The sequence below is a fragment of the Vibrio sp. 1069 genome (genome assembly GCF_033340555.1).
On record NZ_JAWOWP010000002.1, the window covers coordinates 369,853 to 393,456 of the forward strand.

The window sequence follows — 23,604 nt, forward strand, 5'->3', positions numbered from 1 at the left end:
TAAAGTTACGTAAAACTTATTGAGCTAGACCATTAAAATTAGAGATGTTTAATTAATTCTTGAGCAACGAAATCAGCGATCCAAGGTTGTGCATCTGGTTTTGGGTGAAGGCCATCATCCATCATCCATTCTGGTTTGGTGACAACATGCTCTAAGAAGAATGGCATCAAGGCAACTTGTTGATGCTGTGCAAGCTTAGGGTAGATATCGTAAAACATATCGCTATAGCGCTTACCATAATTAGGTGGAACCCGAATTTGCATCATGACAACGTCCGCACCAGAATCTTTTATCATGGTAATCATTTTTGAAAGATTCGACGTAATAAGTTTAGGAGGGAAACCTCTTAGGCCATCGTTGGCACCTAACTCAATAAGTACCATGTCAGGGCTATGCTGAGCTAGCAACTGAGGTAACCGTGCTAAGCCATTGCCGGTTGTATCGCCAGAAATGCTGGCATTAATAACTGTTACATCTTGACCATGTTCTGACAACGCATCAGGGAGTAAGCTAGGCCAACTCTCTTCGATCGGCATCTGATAGCCTGCACTCAAGCTATCACCCAAGACAAGTAGCTTTTCGCTCGCATGTGCAGTAGCGGAAAAACAAAAAAATAGAACTAAGGAAAGTATACGAATCATGCAAACACCTGTACTTAATGCACCTATTGTTCAAGCCAATTTGGTTTCTAAACAAGTCTCTACTAATCAAGAACAATTAACAATCCTCAAAGACGTAAATGTTGACATCCGAAAAGGAGAAAAAATCGCCATCGTCGGAACTTCCGGTGCAGGTAAGTCAACATTGATGACGTTGCTAGCTGGTCTTGATACGCCGACATCAGGCGAAATTACTTTATTAGGTCATGAATTATCAAAACTGGACGATGAAGCACGTGCGAAAATTCGGGCTGACTCTTTAGGTTTCGTTTTCCAAAGTTTCTTGTTAATCCCGAGTTTGAGTGCATTACGTAATGTCACGCTTCCTTGTCTTTTACGTGGTGAAGCCGAAGATGAAGCAAGAGCAGCGGAATTATTATCTGCTGTTGGATTGGAAAAACGAGTCGACCATCTACCAAGCCAGTTATCTGGTGGTGAACAACAGCGAGTTGCGCTAGCGCGTGCATTTATGACACAGCCTGAGCTGTTGTTCGCAGACGAGCCTACCGGCAATCTTGACCATCAAACCGCAGACAAAGTGATTGAGCTGCTATTTGATCTTAATGAACAGCACGGGACAACTCTGATTTTAGTAACACACGATGGTCATCTAGCAAGCCGATGTGACCGTATTTATCGTATGGAGGCGGGTGAGCTTAAGGAGGAGATGTAATGTCTGCAGTATCATCAAGTGAAGCAACATCCACAGAGCAAAACAGTACAACACAGCACTCGCCGAATAAAAGTTTGATACGCTGGAGTTTCGGCGAAATAAGGCAGGGGAATCTTTGGCCTATTAGCGTTGCTCTTATTCTCGTGATTGCGAGTATCTTTGCGCTTTCTGCATTAGCAGAACGAATGGAGCAGGTGATCGTCAAGCAGGGGAAGGACGCATTAACGGCAGATGCGGTGTTTGTGTCTGCTAATCCCATTCCGGACATGTTGTTAGCCTCGACTGAAAGCCTTGAACGTTCGACGATGACACGCTTTGCCACTATGGCATTTAGCGATAATGGTATGCAGCTTATTTCTGTAAGGGCGGTGGATGATAATTACCCTTTAATGGGAGAGCTCGTTCTTGAAAATAATCCAGCCGGTCGCGTTAAAGAGAACCAACTCTGGCTTGATGAGCGGATTATGACTCAACTAAACGTAAAATCAGGTGACAGCGTCACGATAGGCGATGCCGAGTTTACTGTATCAGGCGCAGTATTGATGGAACCAGGCTTGAGCTTTAATCCATTTCAGCAAATGCCTTCTGCATACATTCATCAAAGTGACGTAGATAAAACAGGAGCAATTCAAGTTGGGAGCCGAGTTCAATACCGTCTGTTTTTACAAGCCGATGACAAAACACTAAAGAGCTTGCAAGATGATACGCAGCTTTCTCCGAGCGATCGCTGGCGCACGCAAGATACTGCCAGTCGTAGTAATGAGGTTTTTGAACGCACGACGCAGTATCTGTCGTTGACCGTAGCGATTGTCATCATTATGGCGGCGACAACATTGGTTCTTACTTGTCAAAATTACGTGAACAGCCGGACACAAACTATCGCGATGTTGAAAAGTCTTGGTGCGAGCCGCCGATGGATTGAAAAGTGGTTATTTATTCAAGTCACAATCCTTCTCATTAGTGCCAGTGTCGTCGGCCTACTGCTAGGGAGCGGGTTGGAGTATTTATTACGCATTCCACTCAAAGACTTATTACCCGAGCCACTCCCTGGTTACGGTGTCACACCATTTTTGGTGGCATTTATCTCAGCAGTCTTGATTACGGTGCCTGCTCTCGGTATACCATTGTTAGGCTTGATTAAAACTCCCGCGTTAGAAGTGCTAGAGCAGGGTAAAGCGCAACGTTCTTGGAAGCGAATGTTACTTGTTCTAGTTCCCGTTGTTCCACTGCTTTTACTGTATGCAGATAACACCTTAGTTTGGATCGTGCTCACTGGTATAGCGGTACTGTTTGTGGTACTCGCAGCAGTTAGCGTCACACTCACAAAGCTGTTTGCACGTGTGTCAACCCATCCTGCAATGAAGCTTGCGTTGAGTCGTATCAACCGGACGCCAGTAACCAGCGGCCTACAGTTTGGTGCTTTGGCATTATCTTTGATGTTGCTGTCTATCATTTGGCTTGTGCGCAGCGATATTCTCGCTGATTGGGAGAGAACCTTACCTGCAGACGCGCCAAATGTGTTCGCTTTGAACATTGGTGATTATGAACTCGATAACTACCTAGAAACCCTAGATAAAAATGGAGTTACGCGGTCACAAGCTTATCCAATAATTCGTGGACGACTAACAGAGATCAACGGTCAAAACGTCAAAGAGGTTGAGTACGAAGGAGAAGGTTCTGACGCGATACGTCGAGAGCTAAACCTGACATGGGGGGATAGCCTACCAGAATATAATGATGTGCTTTCGGGTGAATGGACAAACAAAGGGAGTGTATCTGTAGAAGCGGATGTAGCAAATGACTTAGGCATCAAACTCGGTGATACGCTGCGCTTTGTAATAAACAGTCAGAATTACGATGCAGTAGTAGATACCATCCGTTATGTCGAATGGCGTGACATGAAGCCTAACTTTTATTTTATTTTCTCATCTGACGTGATGGCTAATTTACCTGGTTCTTACCTCATCAGTTATAGGATTGAAGAAGGAAATGAAGCGTTGTTGACGTCAATGTCACGTGCTCACCCAACGGTTTCTGTTTTAGATATCCGAACTATGGGCGAGAAAATTCAGGCTTTGATTCAGCAAATCGTATCAGCAATCACCATCCTTGCTCTTTTAGGCGTTGTTGCTGGTCTGCTGCTCATCTTTACTCTACTGAGGTTAAGCTTGTCCCAACGTCAACAAGAGATTCGTTTGTATCGCACATTAGGTTCAAGTAAGAAACGGATCAACACAACCCTGTGGGCCGAGTACGGAATTATGGCGTTGATTGCTAGTGGTGTTGCGGTATTCGCTGCGGAAGTTTGTGTGGCCGCAGTCATGACATATGGATTCGATCTCAATGCACAAATTCACCCCGAATTGTGGATAGCTTTACCGCTTGCAACATTTGTTACGTTGGCACTTGTAGTGATGAGTTTGTTGAAAAGATTGTTAACGCCAGTAAACACTTAATCGCAGCGAGTGTTATCAAGTTTGGAACACTCCATGACACTTTTATTTTAGTTATCCACAAAAACAGTGGATAACTTTTGGGATAACTAAATGGGGTAAAAAGTGGGGTGTTTCTGCAGGCTTTGCGCCATGGGTCTTACAGTGAAATTCTTATTCACATAGACACAAAAAAGTGTCTTCTTAACCATGTCGTCAAGTACTTTTTCGCAAATTTTTTCTACTTTAATGCACTTTACTGGCGCTGTTGGATATTTCGCAAACCCATGAACTTTTTGTGATTTTAATCAAGTCCAAACACGAGTAGAATCCACCGTTAGTAAAGAATTTTCCTTATAAAATTTTTAGTGAAGCAATGAAGTCTGAGTTTCCAAGTTATAAAGATAAGCATATCGCTGTTGTTGGTGGCGGTGTAGCGGGTGCAACAGCAGCAATTCATTTTGCGGAGCTGGGTTTTAAAGTTTCCGTAATAGAGAAGGGCGTATCACTAGTAAATGGTCCACCCATTTGTCATTTGCATGCTGGTGGTAATTTATATCGAGAGATTTCCGAGCAACAGTGCTTAGACTTGTTAGCACAATCTATTGATACTGTTCGCCTGTATCCGCTTTCACTGAATATTCGTCCGACAATCATCGCGGTTCCTCATTCCGATGGTGGAGACCCATCCACACTAATTTCGCGATTAGAGGTTGTGAAAAGTGCTTATCAGACGCTCGTTGATAAAGATGAGAGTAATAAAGTGCTCGGCGAGCCAAGCGAATACTACAAACTGTATTCAAAAGCGGAGCTAGAAGCTCTCGCGCAACGTACTCAACCAAGTCATCCTACAAACTTCGATGAGTGGTGCATTCCTTTTGCTCAACATGCTGATCTTGAAGCGCTAAAGTATCCTGTTGTCGCAGTTCAAGAATATGGTTGGAGTGTTTTTCGCCTCGCCGCAATTGCCAACTTAACACTAGATACGCTTCCTAATGCTTCGGTCTTCACACAAGCAACGTTTAAGCAAGCCGATTGGATGGGGGAACACTGGCAACTTGGCTATGAACGTGAAGGTATCGATTACCTGATGACATGCGACTACTTGGTTAACGCGTGTGGCTTTGAAACAGGCTCAATTGACAACACAGTTGGTGCCAAGCGAGACAGGTTGGTGGAGTTTAAAGCCGCTTACGTTACGAGGTGGGCAGACTGTCAACAACAATGGCCAGAAGTTATTTTTCATGGCCCGCGTGGAACCGATAAAGGAATGGCTCAATTGACGCCTTATGGCGATGGTTACTTTCAACTTCATGGTATGACAAAAGGAATCACGCTGTTTGAAGATGGTTTAGTGGAGAGCACGAACTCATCTGCTCAACCTGAACTGCCTATGCCTTTACTCTCGAAGATCCGTTACGGCTGGAGAGAAGAAGTGTTAGAAGAGCGAACGAACAACGCCATCAAACACATGGCGCAGTTTATTCCCGACTATCACTCTGCTGTAAAAGGAGGAAAAGCATTATTTGGCGCTCAGCAAATTCCCGGAACAGATCCAGTACTCAGAGCGGCAGATGTGACTTTTGAAGATAACCACTACGCGAGAATAGAGGTGGTAAAAGCGTCATCGACACTACTCGCAGCGCAAAAAATGCTTCAATTCTGGTTTGACATCGATCCTAACCAAAATGTGGAAACACAGCATCCGGTCGCTGTAAAGTGGTCTGAAAAAGAGGTCGAGCAGTACGCGATTAAACTCACTCAAGAGCGAGGCTATCCTCAAGCTTTAGCAGTGCGTTATGGTATGCCTGCATAATCGGCTGTGTTTGGGCTCAGTGGTTGTATTAATACCCAAAAAACTGAGCCCATTGGCACCATACTTCTTGCAAGCCTAGTCTGTCTCCTTTAACAAAATTGACTTTTTGTCCGGGTTTCGCCTGTGCCAGTCTAGGTAAATCAATACGAGCTACGCAGCCAAATTTAGGATACCCGCCAATAGTCTGGTGATCGTTGAGCAGCACAATAGGGTTACCATCGCTAGGTATTTGAATTGAACCTAACGCAATTCCCTCTGATAGTACGCCTTCGTAAGGTGGACGAATGTTATTGCCCTCAAGACGGTAGCCCATGCGATTCGAATTGGGGGAGATGATGAATGCTTTGTTGTAAAATGCTTGGCGAGCGTCTTCATCAAAGTCCTCGTTCTGATAGCCTTCAATCACTCTCAACTTAATGGGTAAGTTGTAATCTGGCTTAAAGCGAAACGTCATTTGCCTTGGCTTACGTTTCGGTAAGTTATGAGGGACAAAGGGAAGAATATCGCCAGCTTTCAAAGCGCCACCATTTGAATCATAACCACCTAGAGATTCTCGCAAGACGGTCGATGCGCTTCCTAAGTGCTGAGCAACATTGAACCCACCTTTAACCGCTAGGTAGGAGCGAAGTCCATTCCTTGCGACTCCGAACTGAAGCTTCTGTCCTTTTTTCAACGTAAAGTCAGACCAATTTGAAATAGGTTCACCATCTATTTTTGCATTTAAATCACCGCCACATATAGCAAGGTGGCAGTTATGCAATGCAATAAAACAAGCGTTACCCAGAGTAATTTCAATTGCAACGCAATTGACTACGTTACCAAGCAAATGGTTGGCCCAACTGTAAGCATAGTCGTCGACCGGGCCACCTTGAGTCACACCGACATGCGCTAAGCCAAAACGACCAAAGTCTTGAACTAAAGAGAGCGGTCCTGGCTTTTCCACCAGTAATCCACCGTAACTCATAGTACGCCTCCTAAATCGATAAACTCTTGTTTTGAAATAGCATTAAAGGTGACCTTGTCACCCACTTCAAACGGTATAAAAGGAGGAGAGTCGGAGAAGAGCGCAAGCGGGCTTTTACCAATAATGTTCCATCCGCCAGGACTATCTGATGGATAGACGGCCGTTTTAGAGTCTGCGATTCCTACACTTCCGGCCGGCACTTGAGTTCTTGGTGTGGCAAGCCTTGCCATGTGCAATTGAGTATCAACGTCAGAGAGAAATGCAAAGCCTGGAGCAAAGCCAATTGCAGAAACCGCGTACTCGGTTTTCGTATGCAGGGTAATAAGATCGTCTAATGACAGACCTCGCTTTTGAAAACGAGATAGATCTAACGCGGTTTCTTCAGAGTAATATACAGGGATAGTAATGTGATTCGGCTGGGAAAGCTTAAGTGATTGAGTATCAAACTGGCTCACGATTTGTTGCAGCTCATTGACTAAGTTCTTTTCGTTGATTCGAAAAGGTAAGTAATCAATGAGAATAGTTTGATAGGAGGGGACAACGTTCATAACAATTGAAGCGAAAGTTTCTCTTATGCTGCGAGCAAGCTCTCCGACTGCATTTTCAGAAATACTCTCATCAAACTTAATGAAAATACTGCACTCGGAGATCAAAGAGATATTAAATTTCTCTTTATGCATTAATTTCCTCCAGCGTATAGGCTTTGGCGGATCTTTTGGATCAGCGCGATCGACTCTTCATTGTCACCATGAACACAAATTGTGTCGGCTTCCAATAATATGTAACCGCCTGAAGCGGTTTTGACACGCCCTGAGTCAGCTAAGGTCCGGACTTGCTCAAGTATCGCGTGCTCGCTTTTTAACACGGCATTGTGCTGTGTTCTAGGAGTCAGTAAGCCGTCATCTTGGTATAAACGATCTGCAAATGCTTCAAATAGCAAGGGAACATCATAATCGTCTGCGATTTCTAAGTATTTTTCGTTTTCCTGTGAAGCTAGGATCATTAACGGTACTTTGAACAGTGCTGCCGCCTTTACTACCGCTCTAAATATCGCATCACTTTTCATCATGTCGTTGTATAGAGCGCCATGAGGTTTTATGTAACTGATGTCTGTGTATTGCGCCCGGCATAATGCTTGTAAAGCACCAACCTGATATATAACCATGTTCGTAATTTCATCACCCGTCATGCTTATGCTTCGTCTGCCAAAGCCTTGTAGGTCGGCGTAACCTGGATGTGCGCCAATATCAACATCGTTGTCATTCGCTAGGGTGATAGTGTCGTGCATGACATTAGGGTCGGAGGCATGAAAACCACACGCGATGTTCGCCATATCAACATGGGGCATCACGTCTTCATCTGCGCCCATACTCCAAGAGCCAAAGCTCTCGCCCATATCACAGTTCAATGTAAGTTGCTGTTTATTCAATGTCATACGTTTTATTTCTACACAAGCAATGGGTTTACGATGCAGGAAAATGCATCTAGGTTCAGTGACTCACTTCATTCTTCTATCATGAAAACGAAGCTTTTTGAGCAGATAGCTGACGAAAAAGATCACGTTAGTCCATAAAGATGTTGCCGTTATTTGAGTTGATCCGAATTTTAAGGTATTTCGTTTCTTTTCCATCCAATTTTTGAGAATTTAAGGTTATTTTGCATTAGCATCGTGTTAATCTTGTCGCCCTTCATGGGTGATAGATTGCATAATGGTTCTTCTGTCATTTTTGTGGTTGTCTGCGACAGGAATATATATGTCATTACGAGCGAAGCTTATTTGGCCTCTTCTGGTCTTTTTAACGGCTATCTTTGTTATCTCAAAAGGTTGCACCTCGTATACTGTATACCAATCGTCTAAGCATGAACTGGTCGAGCAGACAAGAAAGCTGATTAACAATGTTTCTTTCTCAATTAAAGATGCGCTGACAACAAAGGACAAGCAAAAAGCTCAAACTATTCTCGCCAACTTTTTAAACCAGCCAAATGTAACGCGGGTCAAACTTTATGACCAAGATGACCAACCATTCGCTGTTATGGAGATAAGTGGGGCACTGGCACCCGTTCCAAGTCAAACCGAAAGAAGTAGGTTGCACGCTCTAGGCTATGCCTTATCAACCAAATTTCTTTATGTTCTAGAGCCGATTATCCATGATGGCTATGTCATTGGTAGCATGAGAGTTACGCTTTCTCATCGCCCAATTGTAGAAGCCATACAATCTTTACTTCGAGATGGCGCTTTACTTCTTCTGTTTCTGATCGCTGGTGGCACTGTTTTTTACATAAGTATCGAGAGGCTTGTTCTCAGGCCCGTGATGGAACTCAACCGCGTAATAGAGAATGTGACACACGGACGAAACACGGAAAATCAAGCTCGCTATTACGCCAAGGATGAAATTGGAGACCTCGCGAGCTCTTTCAATCAAATGATGAATAGGTTAACAGTACGTGAGAAGCAGCGGCAACATTCGCTAGACACACTAGAACAAAAGCGCGCATTTTCAGAAGAGGTTATCGAATCTGTTCAGCATGCATTAGTTATTACAGACAATTCCGGACGTGTTATTCATTGTAATACGGCGACCCAGCAAATATTTCAAAAAAAATTAGATGAACTTAAATATGCCAATATTCGTGATCTAATTAAAACCAAAACACCGAATGAGCTGAGTCAGATCCTGAGTCGAGGCCTAGAGTGCGATGATATTCACCTCAAAAATGCAGATAACGAACAGCAGTTGAGCCTAACCAGTCGTCGCCTCTCGACACATGAATACTTACTGTTTTCGATTCAAGATATCACCGAAATTGAAGAAGCCATAAACCGGCAACGTGTTGCGGGACGTGTTTTTGAAAGCAGCCAAGATGGTCTCATTGTTCTTAATCATCGCGGTGTCATTACGATGGTAAACCCTGCCGTCACTAAGTTAGTCGGCTTAGAGGTGGATCAGCTTATTGGGAAGTCATTCATCCAAACGCTAAAGTGGCGCAAGTTACAGGAAATGATGCCTAGTATCATCGAGTCGATAGAAAATTATGGCGTTTGGCAAGGTGAAGTTATCGAGAAGAACCATATTGGTCAGTTTGTACCGATGTTTGCTCGAGTCAATCGTATCGTTAAGTGTGAAGACTATGGTTTCTATGATCTGGTTATTGTTCTTACCGACCTTTCCGGCGCAAAAGAGATGGAACGATTAGAGCATTTAGCTCATCACGATGCTTTAACGGGGTTAGCCAATCGATCTAAGTTCCATTTAGAGTTGGAACAACTAGTACAACGCTCTGGATACTTGCGTGACGAATTTGCAGTTTTGTACCTCGATCTGGATGGATTTAAAGAAGTTAACGATACCTACGGTCATGATGCAGGTGATGAAGTTTTGAAAAAAGTTTCCGAGCGTCTAACATCTGCGACGAGACATAGTGATTTAATCGCAAGACTTTCTGGTGATGAATTTGTCATGTTGGTAAATCCCGCCAATCAAAAAGTGGTCACCCGAATAGCAGAACAGTTGCTCGAGAGCATATGTGCTCCAATTGAGTACAAAGGTCACTTACTCAAAGTTGGCGTTAGTATCGGCGTAAAATTAGTCGGCGTAAATGAGCGCGATGCTACTCGAGTTTTAAAAAGTGCGGATACGGCAATGTATCAAGCAAAGAAAGCCGGAAAAGGCCAAGCAATATTAATGGGATGCGAATTACAAGAGACAGTTTAAATCGTAACGTCAAAGCTTTAAACTAACCCAATTCGCGTCAGAAGGAATAATAAAATGAAAGTACTCGTTACGGGTGGTATGGGCTATATCGGTAGTCATACGTGTATTCAAATGATCGAAGCTGGCATGACGCCAGTGATTCTAGACAACCTGTACAACAGTAAATCTACGGTATTAGATCGAATTGAAAAGGTATGTGGTGTAAAGCCAACCTTCATTCAAGCCGATATCAGAGATAAATTGGCGATGGTAGAAGCACTAAAGTCACACAATATTGAAGCTGTTATCCATTTTGCAGGTTTAAAGGCCGTCGGTGAGTCTGTAGCAAAACCCCTAGAGTATTACGACAATAACGTTAATGGCACTTTAGTATTGGTTGATGCAATGCGTGAAGCCGGAGTTAAATCGTTGGTATTTAGTTCATCAGCGACTGTATACGGTGATCCTGCTTCTGTACCCATCACAGAGGACTTTCCAACTAGCGCAACTAACCCATATGGTCGCAGCAAATTAATGGTAGAAGAGTGTTTAACCGACTTCCAAAATGCGAACCCTGACTGGAGCATTACACTTCTTCGTTACTTTAACCCGGTAGGTTCACATCCAACAGGCGAGCTAGGTGAAGATCCTCAAGGTATTCCCAACAACTTAATGCCGTTTGTTTCTCAAGTTGCGGTAGGGCGCAGAGAGTTCCTTTCTGTGTTTGGTAGTGATTATCCGACCAAAGATGGCACAGGCGTACGTGATTATATTCATGTAATGGACTTATCCGATGGTCACGTTGCTGCATTAGAAAAAGTAGGTAGCAAAGCTGGCCTTCATATCTATAACCTCGGTACTGGTAACGGCTACAGTGTACTGGACATGGTGAAAGCATTTGAAGCCGCAAGTGGTAAAGATGTCCCATACCAACTTGTTGAGCGTCGTCCAGGTGATATTGCAGAGTGTTGGGCGGATCCATCAAAAGCGATGAATGAGTTAGGTTGGAAAGCAACTCGCACTCTAGAAGAAATGACTGGCGATACATGGCGCTGGCAGTCTACTAACCCTCAAGGTTATCCAGATGCCTAATCTTTAATTTACATAATAGTAACAAAAAGGCGCATAATTGCGTCTTTTTTGATCCAAATCGGAAAAAATCGTAAATTACTGGTCAAAAGGTAGCAAGTATATATAGAGCTGTTAAACTATGCCCGACTCTTAATTTGGGTTATAAATTTTCTCATAGCTATTGGGGTAGTTCATGGAACTCGGTCTGATCATCACTTTCATCATTGCAGCAGCAGTAATGGTGAAAAAAGAGATGGCAAAACAGTAAACTTTCATTTTTCATACTTTTCTTTACATTTTTGAAATGAAAGCCATAAAAAAGCCAGCATTACGCTGGCTTTTGTGTTTTTAAGGTTTAGAACTCGTATTTAACACTAATGTTGTAATTACGCTCAGCTTGCGTTTTGTCTCGACTTAACTCAGTCTTACCGCGAACATCGTTCCAAAGATGGTATTCTTCATTCGTTAGATTCATAACACCAGCACGAATGGTTATATCTTTCATTGGTTTGTAGTACGCCGTTAAGTCAACGACTGTCGCAGACGGCAAAGCAACTTGGTCTTTGATTCCGCCTTTATCACCATCAGAGTTGATATCACTGTTCGATTTCTTAGCCGTGTAGTTTACTTTTAGGCTTGTCCCCCAAAGTGCATTTGGTGAATCGTAATTTACAGCAGCTACGGCATTCCATGGGTTTACACTGTTCAAAGGATTACCATCACCATCTTCACCTTCTGTGTATGCTGCAACAAAGCGAGTTGTCACGCCTGATGGAAGACCAGCAATGGCATGCCAATCAAGACGGTTAGAGAGCTCAACCCCTTTAATGTTTGCTTCACTAATATTGATATTTGTGAATTCAGTTAAACCACCATTGTTTGATGACGTTTGCTCAATAAAGTCACTGTAATCACTGTAGTAGAACGCTACTTCAGTTGCAGACGCTGCAGTGTTATGACGGTAACCAAGCTCATAAGACAAACTCTTTTCAGATCCCAAATTTGGGTTAGGGCGATTGGTATAGCCATGAGCCGGATTATCGTAGGTGTAGTAAAGCTCGTCGAACGATGGCGCTCGGAACCCTTGGCTCACTTGCGCGAAGATCGTGCCAGGTTTCGATACAGAGTAAGTTGCTCCTAAACGACCAGTTAATGCAGAGTCGCTAAACTTCTCGAATGACTCTTCAGAAGTATTTGAAGGATTAGTAGAGAAGTAATCGTAACGCACACCTGGAGTCAGAATTAGCTTGTCATTAAGAAGCGAAATTTCATCTTGCAAGAATAAACCAAAGCTTTCTTCTTTTGCATCCGGTGTGTAAACGTAAACAGTATCTGGCGTGCCAGGATCGGAATTAAACTCGCGATTGGTATTACTGATGTCACTATGTTTGTACGATATTCCGTAAACAATATAGTGATTTTGAATCTCTTTATCTAACTGAGTTTCGAATTCAAATTTGTCTTCAGTATATTCGTAATCTTTTTTCTGTTGGTTGTCACCACTAGGCGGTACGTAAGGTGGGTAACCAGGGCTAGCTTCGATAAAGCGATTAGAGACGCCGTTTTCTTCTTTACCAATCCATGTAAGCTTGGACGTGATCGTATCCGAGATAGCTGCATCTGCAAACCAAATGTGCTTGAGCCCAATGCGATTTTGCTTGGTTGTGTCTTCAGCGTTGAAGTTTTTGTAACTTTTATGTGCGATCTCTGAGTCAGTCTCGTTGTAAATAACTTCTCCCAAAAACTCCAAGCGATGAGCGTCATTCAATTGAGATTGAAGTTTTACCAATAGATCGTTTTTGTAATAATCTTGGTTGTCCACAGAATAGTTATCGTAAGGCGCCTTAGAGAAATTTTGTAGCTCTGCACCATCACGGCGTGTAAAGGCTACAAGTGCTTCTGTACTACCGAAACGCTTTGCTAAAGCTACATGCTCACTAAAAGAGTTATCTTCCGATGAATAAGAGAGTTTAGCTTGACCACCAAAGTCTTTGCCATCTTTGAGGAAATCCTTCGGATCTTTTGTTTCGAATGCGACAACACCGCCAATTGCATCACTACCATGTAGGCTAGAAGCTGCTCCTTTAACAATTTCGACACTCTTTAGCATATCGGGGTCGACAGTAACGGCACTAGAATTGATAAACGAATATGGTCCACCGCTGAATACACCTGGTTGAGATGCACCGTCTACTAAGATTTTAACTCGTTTACCTTCCATCCCGCGAATGTTAATACTTTGGACGCCTTGGCGTTGAGTGCCATTAACAGTAACACCTGGCGTATACTCGAATAGATCATTCAAGTCCTTTACCATGTTTTCTTCGATGTCTTTCTCTGATACAACAGCAACAGAAGCAGCAACAGTGTTTATGGTTTGGTTGGTACGGGTGGCCGACACAACGACTTCTTCAAACTTAGAAGCTTCTTCCGCATAAGCAGTATGGGAAAGGGCAACTAAAATGGAGGCTGACAAAATTGATTTTTTATACATTGGCTTCAATACCTTAGATCCATAATAGGTAACAACACGCGGATATTAATGGATCTAAATGGTAATTACTATCATTACCATTGTCATTTATTGATTTGTATTGAATCTTCTTCTTAGGCTATTAGCATTCCTAGTCTTTAGTTATCAATATGTTATATAATTTGTCGTTAGTTCTTGATAAGTTCATCCAAATACAACGAATGTGATAAATGTCACATTAAGAGAGGCCATGTGCAGAGTCCAATTACGTTAGAAGCACTCCATATTCTAGATGCTATTGATCGAAGAGGGAGTTTTGCTGCTGCTGCGAATGAGTTAGACAGAGCCCCGTCATCGCTGAGCTATCAAATCCAGAAACTCGAGCAAGATTTAGACATTATTATCTTCGATCGCTCTGGTCACAAAGCCCATTTTACTGAAGCAGGTAAGCTTATTCTTGAAAGAGGAAGAGCCATTTTACAAGCCAGTGAAAAGTTAGTGAACGATGCAACGTTATTGGCGAATGGTTGGGAACTGGATATTACCATTGCCTTTGATGGCATTATTCCTATATCCAATTTTTTCCCGATGGTTGATGCGTTGGCCGAGGTCAGCTCAACTCGAGTCAGGCTGCAAGAGGAGATTCTGGCTGGTAGCTGGGAGTCTTTGAATACGGGGAGAGCTGATTTACTGATTTGCCCATCACTGGATACGCTTCCTCAAGAAGTTAAGTCAGAAAAAATTGGTAAAATGAGTATGTATTGGGTAGCTTCCGCTGATCACTATGTTCACAAGCGTAGTGGTAAGTTTGATGAAGCAGCGCGAGAAAAGTATCGGATTATTGCTATTGCAGATACCGCACGTGAGCAACCAGCGCTCTCAATTAATATCATTCAAAAACAGCCTCGCTTGACCGTCACCAACTTTACGGCAAAAGTAGAAGCGCTCACTGCAGGTTTAGGTATTGGTACATTACCAAGCCAAATTGCACAACCTCTTATTGATAGTGGTGTATTGAAACGAATCGAAGGCACTGAAGAACAGCCGATGGATATTATTTTGGCATGGCGCCGGAACACTATGGGTGAGGCAAAATCCTGGTGTATTCAGTACTTAAAAAAGAATTGGAAACTAAAGTAACAACGTAACTTTTACTTCTTAGATTCCCATTGATTATCGAATGTAAGAAGTAAAAGTCATCGCTAATGCTGCGCTTTTCAATTTAAAGGGAGCACCATATCTGCCGTACCGTCTGCAAACTGGACATCGATCTCAAACCCCAAGTTCTGAGCCAACATCAACATTCCTCTGTTTGTTGGCATGGTCATTCCAGACATTTGCTTTGTGCCTTTAATTTTGCAATAGCTGATTATTTTCTGCATCAGCACTTTGCCTAAACCTTTTCCTTTCAAATCTGAACGAACCAAAATAGCAAACTCAGCGTCACTATTGTCTGGTGTAATCAATGCGCGGGCTACCCCTATGATAGACGGTCCGTCAGTATTAAACGCTACCGCAACAAACGCCATTTCGCGGTCGTAGTCGATTTGAGTAAAGTTTGCCAAAGCCTCATGGTTGAACTCTCCAACTTCAGAAAAGAAACGCTTATAGAGATCTTCTTTCGATACGCTATTAATGAATTGAGCATGCAGCGGCTCATCCTCTGGCAAGATAGGACGGAGCAGGATAGGTTGGCCATCTCGAAGCGTCACCGTTTCGACAAACTCTGCCGGGAAAGGGCGAATCGCTAGCCGTTTTTGGGCGTCTCCTTCGTACTTACACAGTGTGACATCTGCATCAAGGATAGTTAAATCGCTTCCGGACACCAGTACTGGATGGATATCCAGTTTTTGTATTTCTGGTAACTCAACTGCCATTTGGGAGATACGAACCAAGAACTTCGACAACTCAGTAATATCGAGCGCATCTTTGTGTTTCTGCAGGCGAATCTTTCCAGACTTTAGGGCAACAACGACAAGGTAGCGCGCAAGCGTCATGTTCAAAGGAGGAAGTGCAGCGACGGCATCTTGGGCGATATTCCACTCAGAGCCGCCTTGACCAAGCAAGATCACTGGTCCAAAGACTTTATCTACTGCAATACTAATCCGTAGCTCTTCAGCGCTGCCGAGCTTTGCCATCCCTTGTACTAACAGCCCATGTACATTGGCGGAAGGGTAACTGAGCTTTACGGTATCTAAAATGGATAGCGCTGCGTTGGAAACTTCTCGACTGTTTCTTAAATTTAGAGCAACACCGTGAACATCCGATTTATGAGGAATGTCTGGAGAACGCAATTTAACCGCAACAGGATATCCAATATTTTCTGCCATATGAACGGCTTCAATGTCGTCAGATGCAATCCACGTAGGCAAAACGTTAAACCCGAACAGCTTAAATAATGGGCTGGTTTGATGCGTATCCAAGGTAACTGTGTTTTTATCCAGTAGTCGTTCGTTTACCCATTCTTTTGCTGAACTCACACTTCCAGAATGTAATGGCTCTGCCGTCGTTGGCGTTTCCATTAGTTGTTTCTGGTTTCGTCTGTATTCGACCAAGTGCATGTATGCTACAACCGCACTTTCAGGTGTTCTATAGGTTGGAATGCCTGCTTGAGTAAAGGCCAGTCGCGCTTCTCTCGACGTTTGTTCTCCTGACCAGTTGGTCAAGATATTAAAATGCTTATGCCGAGGGTGAGATTTGATGGCATTAATAACGACTTGAGCAGTTTCAAGAGGATCAGAAACAGCAGAAGGACTATGCATAATCAATATCGCATCTGCACAGTCGTTATTCATCAGTGCGTTAATGGTATCAATATAGCGTTTTTGGGTTGCGTCACCAGACAGATCAATTGGATTTCGAGCACGCCAGTTGGATGGAAGTACTGCTTGTAATTGCTCAATGGAAGCGTCATCAAGCGTTGCGAGTTGGCCACCACGTTCAATCAAAGTATCAACGGACATAACAGCAGGGCCGCCGCCATTGGTGATGATCGCTAAACGCTCTCCACGAAGTGGCACAGAATGCGTGAGTGTTTCTACCGCGGCAAAAAGCTCATGCGTATTGCTGACTCGTAACATACCAGTTCTGCGAATAGCAGAATCGTAAATTACGTCAAGTGTATCTCCGTCTTGCTGCTCAAAAGTATTCATCTCTTTAGAGCGGCCCGCTTTTAGCACCAATATACGTCGGTTACGTGAAGCGGCGCGCGCAGCAGACATAAATCGGCGAGCGTCTTGGATATTATCAACATAAAGCAGAATAGCTTCAGTGTTTCCATCCATACTCAAATAGTCGAGCAAATCTGCAAAATCGATATCTTGTCCGCGCCCAATCGAAATGAACGAAGAAAAACCAATGTTCTTATCATTTGCCCAGTCTAAAACCGTGGTACAAACCGCCGCGGATTGTGAGATGAAAGCAATTTTTCCGGGTTTAGCTGCAACAGGGGAAAACGTGCAGTTAAAATTGTGCCAAGGAAGGATGATACCTAAGCTGTTTGGGCCTAAGACTCGAATGTTCAATGATGAGATATCTAAAGGATTAGGGTCATCAGAGATAACAATCGCAAACGGTGTGCCTCTCTCATCTAGCTCTTTAAGCAATTGCTCGTTACGTGAAACGTTCGTACACAAAATTGCAATATCTGGCGTATAGGGCAGGGAAGCTACATCAGGGTAAGCGATCACGCCAGATACGGCTTTATATCGCGGCGTTACTGGCATAATCGCGCCACCAAATCCACTTTGTAGAAGGTTGCGCATCACAACATGTCCTGCTCGCAATGCTTTTTGAGATGCCCCAATAACGGCCACAGAGTTGGGTTTAAAGAGTTTATGTAGTTTATTCATGCTGACTCCTGGCCGTTTGTAAGTCACGTTGGCTTCTCGGTTTCATATCAATCATAAACGAATAATTTACTGATAAAACATCTTCAGACCAGACATTGCAGAAAATGTGTACGATGCTTATGGAGTTTGTGTTATTCATCACATCAAAATCACAGATTATTGTATTTGATGCTTGATAAACGGCCCTGCTATCGGCATGATTTATCGTAATATTTATCCAGAGCATTTGTTACTTCATGAAAAAAATCGCAATCATCGGCTTGTCAGTTCTGCTTTCTGCTTGTGCATCTGAAACTTACATCACGGATGTGACCTCAGAAAGTTACCGAGAGGACTACAAATCAGATCGTATCTCTAAACCAATTATGGCGTCTGAAAACGCTGTAGTAGAAAAAGACGTACAACCAACTGTTGTGAAAATGACGGCAAAGCCTGAAGAAAAGAAAGTAGTCAAGCTAACGCCAAAAGAGCAGGCGAAGCCAGTTAAGATCGTACCACCAAGTAAAAAGCAAGCTGGCATTCAACGATTCGGCTATACCATTCAAGTCGCAGCTGTGGGTAGCCAAGCTAAAGTCGATCAGTTTGCAAATAAGCTGCCACAGAACGGTCAGCCAATTTGGGAAAACTACAAAGTTGTAAACGGTACTAAGTGGTTCTCAGTTTTATACGGAGACTACGCAACAAGCGCAGAAGCCAAGCAAGCGATTTCGACTTTGCCAGCTCAATTTCAGCAGTTAAGACCATTTGTTAAAAGCATTGATGCAATCAAAAACTCAGCTTACCCAACGCTTAACAAATTAAATTAACACATCAAATAAGGGAGCGAATAGCTCCCTTATTTATTTGCTCAAATCCTATTCGAACAACATTCCTCACATTAAAATTACTGTACGTCACACTTCAAAGGTTTATCATAATAAATAGTATCTTTTGTAGGTCACGGAAAGATGGATTCATGATTAAAAATATTCTTTTACTATGCGGCGGTGGCTCTTCTGAGCACGAGATTTCATTATTGTCTGCAAACTTTGTCGAACAACAACTAAATCTTATTGAAGACGTTCACGTTACACGCGTAGAAATAAAAAACGAAGGTTGGATGACCAACCAAGGTGAGTTGGTTTACTTGGATCTCAATACCAAGCAGTTGTGCTCAAGTGAATCTAATCAAACCATTGATTTCATCGTGCCTTGTATACATGGTTTTCCTGGCGAAACAGGCGACATTCAATCTCTGTTTGAAATCGCAGGTATTCCTTATCTTGGCTGCGGGCCAGAAGCGAGTAGCAATAGTTTCAATAAAATCACATCTAAGCTTTGGTACGACGCTATTGGCATACCCAATACGCCATACTTATTCTTAACGCGAAACGATGAAGAAGCTCACGTTCAAGCTCATAAAGCCTTTGAAAAGTGGGGAAAAGTTTTTGTTAAAGCCGCTCGCCAAGGTTCTTCCGTTGGCTGTTACAGTGTCACAGAAAAAGACAAGCTTTCTAATGCAGTAAATGATGCTTTTGGGTTTTCTGACCAAGTGTTGGTTGAGAAAGCAGTAAAACCTCGAGAACTTGAAGTTGCTGCATATGAGATGAATGGCCAACTACATATCACTAAGCCAGGCGAGGTCATCGCGCCTGATGGTGCTTTTTACTCGTACGATGAAAAGTACAGCAGTTCAAGTCACTCGCTCACAGAAGTTGAGGCGAAGAATCTAACTCAAATACAATTAGATTCCATCCAACACGCGTCAGAGACGGTATTTAAACAAATGAATCTTCGTCATTTATCTCGTATCGACTTTTTCCTAACGGAAGATGATGAGATTTACTTAAACGAAGTAAACACATTTCCAGGAATGACTCCGATCTCAATGTTCCCTAAAATGCTTCAAAACAACGGGCACAAATTTCATGAGTTCTTGGAAGATTGTATAAACAGTGCAAAGTGATTAACGTTATCGAGACGCGTTTTATGATACAAGTTGTTTTCTAGAGCAAGGATTATTCAAGCCGTATTTGAATATTGCTCAGTAGCAATTATGATTATATCAACGCATTAAACAGATGACTCAGTGGTATGGCGATTTCAAATTATAGAGGTTTTAACCTGCAGTCAGTCGGATCAGATGGCAGTGTTTGGAAGGTTAAAATCAAGAACCACGTTTTACAGGGCAGTTTGACGGCGGTAAAGAAAAGCATTGATTGGTGGTGTGACACCGCATCGATTATTGATCCCAAAGAGTTTGCTTCACTCGGACAAAGAGTGCAGCAAACTGGTGTTGCAAAATCAGAGGTCTTTAACGGCTATACTATTCAAAACGATACAGGCCAACCTAACTCTTGGTACTGTATGTTTAATGGTAAACTGATTAAGGGCAGTAAAGCCGCTATTCAACGCCATATCGAAGCTTATTTGGTTGCAAAGCAAAAAGCGATGCAAGCTCAACAACAAAAGAAACAATAGAATGACTCTGGTATATTCAACAGAAACCGGTCGAATTAAACCGGAAGAAGAAAAAGTATCTCGCCCTAAAGGCGATGGTGTTGTTCGGATTCAGCGCCAAACGAAAGGCCGTAAAGGTAAAGGCGTATGCATTGTTACAGGTTTAGACTTGGATGATGCACCTTTAAAGTTATTAGCGGCAGAACTCAAAAAAGTCTGTGGCTGTGGTGGCTCTGTAAAAGATGGCAATATCGAGATTCAAGGTGATGCTAGAGACAAGATCAAGGCACATCTTGAAAAGAAAGGCATGACAGTCAAATTAGCCGGTGGCTAATTTAATATTTCCAGTAAACAAAAATGGCGTCTAAAGAAATAGACGCCATTTTTTATAAGTTGCTAATTGAAGAGCAAGCAATCGTAGATTGATAGATCGATATTAGCTATTTTATGGTAAATCAGAATACTGTTAAATAAACTTATTTATGAACCTAACGAAAACCACATAATTTTTACTTATGAAGTTATCGTAGACTCATCATAATAAATTGGCAAGTACGTGATCTGGTTGGTAAGTGGTTGATTTAAGCATAGTCATGAACCTAACCATAAACCCAGGCTATTTAACATAACACATATAATACGAACTTAAGGGTAAGAAGATTAGCATTGGTGAAGTCAGTTTAGTTACACCGTATTTGGCTGTTGCTGCTTTGCAAGCTTCATCAGCTGTCTTGTATGGGCCATGAACTTCGATTCCACCACAGCGACCACTTGAAATGTATCTTTGGTTTCGATTCCACCACAGCGACCACTTGAACTGTATCTTTGGTTACGTCCGACACCATGCACGTTGGTTTTGCATCTTGCTCGTTCAATATGAGTCAACATGGACACGCATTTGCTTAACCCAAAAGTGTAAGTACTAGATTATCTTTATAGGAACAAGGAATCTAACAAGTGTAAACTCGCTACTTTTCAATCTATACCTAGATCTTTCTTCATATGTTCACTCAACTCGTTAGTGGTTCTTACATTAATCTTATGTTTGCAATGATGGACTCTCAACTCTTCACCAAATAATTTTACTAGTGATTTGGTATACAAAGTACTAATATTATTTATAATTCTATACAATGTATCTTTCTGATAAACAGATCTTTTCGAATTTTGTGTTGCAGTCTTCATATTTAAATATCCTCACACGTTTAACTTTATAATTTAAAGAATCAATTTCAACTTTTATTATTACTTTTTCCGATATGAAATGAGTCTTTATCAATGATGCACAATCAACATTAAATCACCCGAATCCAACTTAGTAATTTTGCGAGACAATTTTTTTATTTTTAAATCTTTATTTTCTATATTTAATCCGATTGAGTTAATTCCTTCAGGATATCGGTTTAACTTAATATCCAATATGGTTTTATTAAGATAGTAGTCTGCCATTATTTCATGGCGGCTTTTAAATATCATTGTCCCCCTCCGATGATGCAAGTTATACTTTCCCACCAGTTAAAAGACAACGTGACTCAGAGTTGCAAAAAGGTAACAATCATGGAATTGATGAACAATGAGCTGATCTGCTTTGCTGCCATTTGTAAACACCTCTCTCTTACAGAGGCATCAAAAGAACTTGGAAAGTCGAAAGCTCAAGTCAGCAGGCAGCTAGCAGCATTAGAAAGACAACTTGGCGTAACACTCGTCCACAGGACAACAAGGAAACTCGTTTTAACTGATCATGGCGAAAGCATTAGAGAGCTTGCTATCAAGACGTTAGAGAGTTTGCACGAGTTAAATTACAGAGCTAGCTCGTTGAGTGAATGCATTGATGGAAAGTTCAAAATCACAATGCCCAACTCTATAGCCTCTTCTATTTTTGGTTCTGTTCTTAAAGACTTAAAAGAACGATATCCAAAAGTTGATTTTGAAATATCATCAAGTAACAATGTAGAAAATTTATTAGAAAGCAATGTAGATTTAGCGATTAGGCTTAATAATGTTATTGATGACACTCTTATTGCACATAAAATTGGTGATTATAGTGATGTTTTGATATCTAGGGTAAGTAATGCTAACAACAAAACACTATTAATCTACAAACATCATTCGAATAAGGAATCAATTAAAAATCAATATACTGATGTTATCGAAGTTGATAACACCTCTATTTTAATAAACTTTGTTTCTGAGGGAGTTGGGGTTGGTGTCATTCCAAACTATCTTGTTAAAAGTAACTATATAGACAAAAACATCCGAATATCGAAAACTTTTGATATAGAACGTTCCATGTATATTGCCTACCCTTATCAAAACCCTTTGCCAAGAAAGCTAGCTGAGATATCTACTTTTATTAGGTCTGAGTTATCACAAGTATTGAAGAGTGAGTCATTTTAGGGCGGTTGTTCAGATGCGTTGTCTACTCAACTAGGCCTAACGCTAATCTTTGTAACATATTGTTTCAGAGGTATTTATTAACACCCCCATCTTTATGCTTGCTATCACAATGTGAGATGCTCTGCCGTCTTGTTATCAAGGTTTTGCGTGGAATAAATCACGTGGGGTAAACGATAGATTGACTTACATTAAAATTTTCATCAAAGGCAACTTTATATAAAATTGATTTCATACCAATCTATGTGTATCTTCTACCCATATCCCCACAATAACCAAGGAGAATGCCATGGATAAGCTACTCGCGTCTGCATTAGAAATTAAGCAGCGAACTATGGTGACTGGCTTTTTTGCTAGAAATGGATTCAAAATCGCTATGACCGATTTTGATGATGTCACTTTTGAGCGAGAAGGCGTGCAAGTTAACGTACATTTTGATCTGCAGTCAAACGCGGAGTCTGCATCTGTTTTATCTCATGAGACATCAATCATTCCTGGCTAAAAACTTTTATTATCACCGATACACCAAGCCGAACATAAAAGTTCGGCTTTTTAGTGACAAAAAATGATGAGTGCGAACAAGAGTTGTCGATCACTCGTCTAAATAGACGATTAATAAATCAGCTTCAACTTCGTTCACAACCTTTGGTATCGATGAAAAAAAGCGACTCAATAAGTTGTGATGATGACCACAGACAACTAAATCTATCCCCTCTTTTTTGACGATTCCCGATAGTTTTATATGAAGATCGCCTATTACTACCATGGTCTCGTTTACTGGGTATAAGCATTTATCAGCGAGCTCTTGCAGCCTTCTTTCCAATTCTTGCTCTTCCTTCGCTTCCATGACTATGCGATCAACATCTACGTAAACAAATGAGAGTTTGCTGCTTGAGTTATCTGCTTGCATTATTGCTTTTTCGATAACGGCTTGGCTAGATTGAGATAAGTCGACAGCAACCAAAACGTGCTTATAACCCATCATTCCTCCCTAGGTTAGTTTTTGTTCTCATATTAAGTCTAGTCCACATAGAGCGAACACAACATCAAAACTACTGCTACATGATAGTTAAAGGAGTTTAGTGTAAAACAGGCAAATAGTTTTCATTGCAACCTTGTTGCTTCCTCTCATCCAAAGAT

The 23,604-nt window shown here is 41.9% G+C and carries 21 protein-coding genes; 12 read left to right on the top strand and 9 right to left on the bottom strand.

Annotated elements, in window-relative coordinates; genetic code table 11:
* Positions 1-38: 38 nt before the first annotated feature.
* Complete coding sequence (tesA, locus tag R7040_RS04720) at positions 39-641, bottom strand: multifunctional acyl-CoA thioesterase I/protease I/lysophospholipase L1 (protein WP_025767778.1); 603 nt, start codon at positions 639-641, stop codon at positions 39-41.
* On the opposite strand from tesA, the gene R7040_RS04725 reads away from it, so the two are divergent.
* From R7040_RS04725 to R7040_RS04735, 3 genes are all read left to right on the top strand, one after another.
* Positions 640-1,332, top strand: coding sequence for an ABC transporter ATP-binding protein (locus R7040_RS04725; protein ID WP_318081092.1), 693 nt, complete (start codon positions 640-642; stop codon positions 1,330-1,332). The genes tesA and R7040_RS04725 overlap by 2 nt on opposite strands.
* Entirely contained in the window at positions 1,332-3,788 is a 2,457-nt protein-coding gene (locus R7040_RS04730; RefSeq protein ID WP_318081093.1) for an ABC transporter permease, read from the top strand. Before R7040_RS04725 ends, R7040_RS04730 begins: the two co-directional genes overlap by 1 nt.
* Positions 3,789-4,140: 352 nt before the next feature.
* Positions 4,141-5,580 carry an FAD-dependent oxidoreductase gene (locus R7040_RS04735; RefSeq protein WP_213967851.1) on the top strand — a complete coding sequence of 480 codons (1,440 nt, stop codon included), beginning with the start codon at positions 4,141-4,143 and terminating at the stop codon, positions 5,578-5,580.
* A gap of 28 nt (positions 5,581-5,608) precedes the next feature.
* Here R7040_RS04735 and R7040_RS04740 read toward each other — a convergent pair whose 3' ends face one another.
* The 3 genes from R7040_RS04740 to R7040_RS04750 are packed head-to-tail and all read right to left on the bottom strand — an operon-like array spanning position 5,609 to position 7,979.
* Complete coding sequence (locus R7040_RS04740) at positions 5,609-6,544, bottom strand: biotin-dependent carboxyltransferase family protein (protein ID WP_085569034.1); 936 nt, start codon at positions 6,542-6,544, stop codon at positions 5,609-5,611.
* Entirely contained in the window at positions 6,541-7,224 is a 684-nt protein-coding gene (locus tag R7040_RS04745) for a 5-oxoprolinase subunit B family protein (protein ID WP_005386313.1), read from the bottom strand. The genes R7040_RS04740 and R7040_RS04745 overlap by 4 nt, the downstream gene beginning before the upstream one ends.
* The gene (locus tag R7040_RS04750; RefSeq protein WP_054579603.1) at positions 7,224-7,979 is read right to left on the bottom strand and encodes a 5-oxoprolinase subunit PxpA; all 756 of its coding nucleotides are present in this window, start codon (positions 7,977-7,979) and stop codon (positions 7,224-7,226) included. Before R7040_RS04750 ends, R7040_RS04745 begins: the two co-directional genes overlap by 1 nt.
* 319 nt (positions 7,980-8,298) lie before the next feature.
* On the opposite strand from R7040_RS04750, the gene R7040_RS04755 reads away from it, so the two are divergent.
* Positions 8,299-10,257, top strand: a complete 1,959-nt coding sequence (locus R7040_RS04755) for a diguanylate cyclase domain-containing protein (protein WP_213967852.1) — start codon at positions 8,299-8,301, stop codon at positions 10,255-10,257.
* Positions 10,258-10,311: 54 nt separating this feature from the next.
* Positions 10,312-11,328, top strand: a complete 1,017-nt coding sequence (gene galE / locus R7040_RS04760; RefSeq protein ID WP_005386320.1) for a UDP-glucose 4-epimerase GalE — start codon at positions 10,312-10,314, stop codon at positions 11,326-11,328.
* Positions 11,329-11,662: 334 nt separating this feature from the next.
* Here the strand turns inward: galE and R7040_RS04765 are convergent, their stop codons facing one another.
* Entirely contained in the window at positions 11,663-13,801 is a 2,139-nt protein-coding gene (locus R7040_RS04765; RefSeq protein WP_064354781.1) for a TonB-dependent hemoglobin/transferrin/lactoferrin family receptor, read from the bottom strand.
* Positions 13,802-14,032: 231 nt separating this feature from the next.
* Between R7040_RS04765 and R7040_RS04770 the strand changes: the two genes are divergently transcribed.
* The gene (locus R7040_RS04770; protein WP_017634152.1) at positions 14,033-14,920 is read left to right on the top strand and encodes a LysR family transcriptional regulator; all 888 of its coding nucleotides are present in this window, start codon (positions 14,033-14,035) and stop codon (positions 14,918-14,920) included.
* Between the two features lie 77 nt (positions 14,921-14,997).
* On the opposite strand, the gene R7040_RS04775 is transcribed toward R7040_RS04770, so the two are convergent.
* A complete protein-coding gene (locus tag R7040_RS04775; protein ID WP_085569030.1) occupies positions 14,998-17,631 on the bottom strand; it encodes a bifunctional acetate--CoA ligase family protein/GNAT family N-acetyltransferase in 2,634 nt (877 codons plus the stop codon).
* Positions 17,632-17,867: 236 nt separating this feature from the next.
* Between R7040_RS04775 and R7040_RS04780 the strand changes: the two genes are divergently transcribed.
* The 4 genes from R7040_RS04780 to yciH all read left to right on the top strand — a co-directional run bounded on the left by R7040_RS04780 (position 17,868) and on the right by yciH (position 20,404).
* On the top strand, positions 17,868-18,437 hold the full coding sequence (locus R7040_RS04780) for an SPOR domain-containing protein (RefSeq protein ID WP_005390018.1): 570 nt from the start codon (positions 17,868-17,870) through the stop codon (positions 18,435-18,437).
* A gap of 149 nt (positions 18,438-18,586) precedes the next feature.
* Positions 18,587-19,576: a D-alanine--D-alanine ligase gene (locus tag R7040_RS04785; RefSeq protein WP_033907069.1), complete on the top strand. Its 990-nt coding sequence runs from the start codon at positions 18,587-18,589 to the stop codon at positions 19,574-19,576.
* A 128-nt stretch (positions 19,577-19,704) separates the two neighbouring features.
* Positions 19,705-20,091, top strand: coding sequence for a DUF3319 domain-containing protein (locus tag R7040_RS04790; RefSeq protein WP_005376294.1), 387 nt, complete (start codon positions 19,705-19,707; stop codon positions 20,089-20,091).
* Between the two features lies 1 nt (position 20,092).
* On the top strand, positions 20,093-20,404 hold the full coding sequence (yciH, locus tag R7040_RS04795; RefSeq protein WP_005376292.1) for a stress response translation initiation inhibitor YciH: 312 nt from the start codon (positions 20,093-20,095) through the stop codon (positions 20,402-20,404).
* Between the two features lie 350 nt (positions 20,405-20,754).
* Here the strand turns inward: yciH and R7040_RS04800 are convergent, their stop codons facing one another.
* Together R7040_RS04800 and R7040_RS04805 are read right to left on the bottom strand one after the other, a co-directional pair.
* A complete protein-coding gene (locus R7040_RS04800; protein ID WP_318081105.1) occupies positions 20,755-20,958 on the bottom strand; it encodes a hypothetical protein in 204 nt (67 codons plus the stop codon).
* Between the two features lie 387 nt (positions 20,959-21,345).
* A complete protein-coding gene (locus tag R7040_RS04805; protein WP_226975298.1) occupies positions 21,346-21,546 on the bottom strand; it encodes a hypothetical protein in 201 nt (66 codons plus the stop codon).
* 81 nt (positions 21,547-21,627) lie between these two features.
* Here R7040_RS04805 and R7040_RS04810 point away from each other — a divergent pair, with 81 nt between their 5' ends.
* A complete protein-coding gene (locus R7040_RS04810; protein ID WP_318081106.1) occupies positions 21,628-22,467 on the top strand; it encodes a LysR family transcriptional regulator in 840 nt (279 codons plus the stop codon).
* A 286-nt stretch (positions 22,468-22,753) separates the two neighbouring features.
* Entirely contained in the window at positions 22,754-22,966 is a 213-nt protein-coding gene (locus R7040_RS04815) for a hypothetical protein (RefSeq protein ID WP_213895843.1), read from the top strand.
* Between the two features lie 90 nt (positions 22,967-23,056).
* Here the strand turns inward: R7040_RS04815 and R7040_RS04820 are convergent, their stop codons facing one another.
* Entirely contained in the window at positions 23,057-23,446 is a 390-nt protein-coding gene (locus R7040_RS04820) for a universal stress protein (RefSeq protein ID WP_017634770.1), read from the bottom strand.
* Positions 23,447-23,604: the final 158 nt, after the last annotated feature.

Coding starts and splice junctions, on each gene's coding strand:
- R7040_RS04815 (WP_213895843.1), top strand. CDS start 22,754: ATGGATAAGCTACTCGCGTCTGCATTAGAAATTAAGCAGCGAACTATG.
- R7040_RS04745 (WP_005386313.1), bottom strand. CDS start 7,224: ATGCATAAAGAGAAATTTAATATCTCTTTGATCTCCGAGTGCAGTATT.
- R7040_RS04750 (WP_054579603.1), bottom strand. CDS start 7,979: ATGACATTGAATAAACAGCAACTTACATTGAACTGTGATATGGGCGAG.
- R7040_RS04755 (WP_213967852.1), top strand. CDS start 8,299: ATGTCATTACGAGCGAAGCTTATTTGGCCTCTTCTGGTCTTTTTAACG.
- R7040_RS04780 (WP_005390018.1), top strand. CDS start 17,868: ATGAAAAAAATCGCAATCATCGGCTTGTCAGTTCTGCTTTCTGCTTGT.
- R7040_RS04820 (WP_017634770.1), bottom strand. CDS start 23,446: ATGGGTTATAAGCACGTTTTGGTTGCTGTCGACTTATCTCAATCTAGC.
- R7040_RS04740 (WP_085569034.1), bottom strand. CDS start 6,544: ATGAGTTACGGTGGATTACTGGTGGAAAAGCCAGGACCGCTCTCTTTA.
- R7040_RS04800 (WP_318081105.1), bottom strand. CDS start 20,958: ATGTTGACTCATATTGAACGAGCAAGATGCAAAACCAACGTGCATGGT.
- R7040_RS04810 (WP_318081106.1), top strand. CDS start 21,628: ATGGAATTGATGAACAATGAGCTGATCTGCTTTGCTGCCATTTGTAAA.
- R7040_RS04765 (WP_064354781.1), bottom strand. CDS start 13,801: ATGTATAAAAAATCAATTTTGTCAGCCTCCATTTTAGTTGCCCTTTCC.
- R7040_RS04785 (WP_033907069.1), top strand. CDS start 18,587: ATGATTAAAAATATTCTTTTACTATGCGGCGGTGGCTCTTCTGAGCAC.
- tesA (WP_025767778.1), bottom strand. CDS start 641: ATGATTCGTATACTTTCCTTAGTTCTATTTTTTTGTTTTTCCGCTACT.
- R7040_RS04775 (WP_085569030.1), bottom strand. CDS start 17,631: ATGAATAAACTACATAAACTCTTTAAACCCAACTCTGTGGCCGTTATT.
- R7040_RS04725 (WP_318081092.1), top strand. CDS start 640: ATGCAAACACCTGTACTTAATGCACCTATTGTTCAAGCCAATTTGGTT.
- R7040_RS04730 (WP_318081093.1), top strand. CDS start 1,332: ATGTCTGCAGTATCATCAAGTGAAGCAACATCCACAGAGCAAAACAGT.
- R7040_RS04790 (WP_005376294.1), top strand. CDS start 19,705: ATGGCGATTTCAAATTATAGAGGTTTTAACCTGCAGTCAGTCGGATCA.
- galE (WP_005386320.1), top strand. CDS start 10,312: ATGAAAGTACTCGTTACGGGTGGTATGGGCTATATCGGTAGTCATACG.
- R7040_RS04735 (WP_213967851.1), top strand. CDS start 4,141: ATGAAGTCTGAGTTTCCAAGTTATAAAGATAAGCATATCGCTGTTGTT.
- yciH (WP_005376292.1), top strand. CDS start 20,093: ATGACTCTGGTATATTCAACAGAAACCGGTCGAATTAAACCGGAAGAA.
- R7040_RS04805 (WP_226975298.1), bottom strand. CDS start 21,546: ATGATATTTAAAAGCCGCCATGAAATAATGGCAGACTACTATCTTAAT.